We start from the raw sequence: 2,075 nt of genomic DNA, 5'->3' as shown, positions 1-2,075 counted from the left end.
AAGATAATCTTTTCTACTGGCAGAAAGGATGGGAAGAAAACGAGTAGCAATTGAAAACGAATTGCAACCCCCGGTTCCTCTTGATATAATAATGGTTAGATATTACTAACTCATTTGCATATAGGAGGATAGATAGCCATGTCCGAATTTGGTATAGTAGAAGATACAATGTTTATTCCTATGGCGGGAAGGATTTACGCCAGCGAAAAGTTTCCGGGTATTTTATATGATAAAAAAGCACTTTCATTAAAAGAAAAGCTGCCATCCGCACTGTTGGAAACAGGAAATCAAAGTCAATACACGCTACTGGCTTCTGCATCCCGTTCCGCTAATATGGATCGGCATATCCAGAACTTCCTGAAACGTAAACCGGATGGTGTTGTTATACAGTTGGGCTGCGGACTGGAGACAACATATGATCGCAATGAAAATGGACAAACCCAATGGTATGCTGTAGACCTTCCGAATGTAATCGAATACCGGCGCAGTTTGCTCCCGGAACCTGAGAAGGAAACTTATCTTTCAGGGGATGCTTTTTCAGACGGATGGCTCAGGCAGATCCGCAGGAACATGCCTGATACGCCTCTTCTGGTTACTGCAGGAGGTTTGTTCCATTACTTTCAAGAGGAAAAAGTTCTTGGCCTTTTGCAGATGCTGAAAGGTTTCGGGAATATAGAGCTTGTGTTTGATACGGTAAATAAAAGCGGCATGAAAATGTTGCAGAAGAAATATATGAAGCAGATGGGGCATGAAAATGCCCGAATGTTTTTTTATGTGAATTCGGCTGAAGATCTGGTTACCACACTAGGTAGAGGTGTCAAAGTATTGGCGGATGAACCATATTACAAGTTTATCAAACGAGATGGATTAAAAATCATTACAAAAATCAGTATGGATATTTCAGATCGATTTGGAATGCTCAAAATGATCCATTTGGAGTGGAGGTAATGTAAATATGGTGGTCATGATAGAAAGTCTGATTGGTATCTTATTATTCACAATCCTGATTGTGTCGCCGACGCTGAAAAATCCCCTTGCCTCAGTGGGAGATTATCCCCGGCCATAAGGGAGAAATGTATGGAATTAGGATTAATCGAAAAAAGAGAACAACGTTTCCCAGGTCAGATATCATCTAGAAAGGGATCGCCCTGCTTGCTTTTGTGTTCATCTTCGCTGTTATCCTGAAACAGTTTAATGGAGCAGATACATTCTGGAAAGGGGTTCGGGATTCCTACCTGATCTGGCTGATCATTGATTGGTATGATGCTCTTGTTCTTGACTGCATCTGGTTTTGCCATTCGAAAAAAGTCAGGATACCAGGCACAGAGGATATGGAAGAATATAAGGATTACTGTTTTCATATTAAGCAGTCCTGTATTGGTATGCTTCTTGGCTTGCCCGCCTGTCTTGCAGTGGGAGTGATTACAGCAATCCTCTGATCAGCCATCAAATGATATAAAACAGAATATGATTCGCATTCAGCAGGAAATCTCTTTCGAGGTCTCCTGCTTTTTCTTACCCTAAAACGGAAGGAGGTTTCCCATGGCTCGGCTGGTCACCAAATTCAAGTACCTGAAGGTGGATCAGGAAAAGCCCATTGGTGGGTACGCCACCTACATTGCCACCCGTGAAGGTATGGATCATCTGAAATGGTATGCTTCCTTTCACAATGAGAGCCATCATCCACACATCCATCTACTGGCGTACTCTACTGTAGAGAAGGAAGGTTTCCTCACCAAACAAGGTGTGGCGAAGATGAGATCTTCCCTGGCCAAGGATATCTTTGAGCAAGATCTACTCTGCATATATGAGCGATCCATGCAGTGATCCGAGAGCGACCGTTGGAAAAGTCGCTTTGCCACGACCTGTATTCACAGGATAATGATACGTCCCAGAGGTGGTTTTGCTCATAGAAATGAGATTGGTTGAGATACCAGCGGAGCTTTTCCAGAGCCGTCTGTCTGCTTCCAAAAGACACACAGTAAAGGGGGTACTTATGCATGACAAACAATACTGATGTGCCTATCTGGGAGAAGTACACGCTGACGATTGAGGAAGCGTCAAAATACTTCCGT

General features: G+C 43.1%; 3 protein-coding genes and 1 pseudogene. 3 read left to right on the top strand and 1 reads right to left on the bottom strand.

Translation table 11 applies throughout. From position 1 onward, the window contains the following. The first annotated feature begins 138 nt into the window (after positions 1-138). A complete protein-coding gene (locus tag HMPREF0367_RS07185; RefSeq protein ID WP_035402783.1) occupies positions 139-948 on the top strand; it encodes a class I SAM-dependent methyltransferase in 810 nt (269 codons plus the stop codon). Between the two features lie 173 nt (positions 949-1,121). On the opposite strand, the gene HMPREF0367_RS10650 is transcribed toward HMPREF0367_RS07185, so the two are convergent. Then, positions 1,122-1,361: a hypothetical protein gene (locus HMPREF0367_RS10650; RefSeq protein WP_035402780.1), complete on the bottom strand. Its 240-nt coding sequence runs from the start codon at positions 1,359-1,361 to the stop codon at positions 1,122-1,124. A gap of 181 nt (positions 1,362-1,542) precedes the next feature. Here HMPREF0367_RS10650 and HMPREF0367_RS07175 point away from each other — a divergent pair, with 181 nt between their 5' ends. After that, positions 1,543-1,827 carry a hypothetical protein gene (locus HMPREF0367_RS07175; protein ID WP_035402777.1) on the top strand — a complete coding sequence of 95 codons (285 nt, stop codon included), beginning with the start codon at positions 1,543-1,545 and terminating at the stop codon, positions 1,825-1,827. Positions 1,828-2,000: 173 nt separating this feature from the next. After that, positions 2,001-2,075 (top strand): annotated as a pseudogene (locus HMPREF0367_RS07170) (excisionase); the annotation flags it as partial.

It is taken from the genome of Faecalitalea cylindroides ATCC 27803 (assembly GCF_000469305.1).
Classification (GTDB): domain Bacteria; phylum Bacillota_I; class Bacilli_A; order Erysipelotrichales; family Erysipelotrichaceae; genus Faecalitalea; species Faecalitalea cylindroides.
This window is presented reverse-complemented; position numbering and strand designations above follow the sequence as displayed.

What these genes read in the sequence shown, in the direction of transcription:
- HMPREF0367_RS07185 (WP_035402783.1), top strand. Translation starts at nt 139, where the DNA reads ATGTCCGAATTTGGTATAGTAGAAGATACAATGTTTATTCCTATGGCG.
- HMPREF0367_RS10650 (WP_035402780.1), bottom strand. Translation starts at nt 1,361, where the DNA reads ATGAAAACAGTAATCCTTATATTCTTCCATATCCTCTGTGCCTGGTAT.
- HMPREF0367_RS07175 (WP_035402777.1), top strand. Translation starts at nt 1,543, where the DNA reads ATGGCTCGGCTGGTCACCAAATTCAAGTACCTGAAGGTGGATCAGGAA.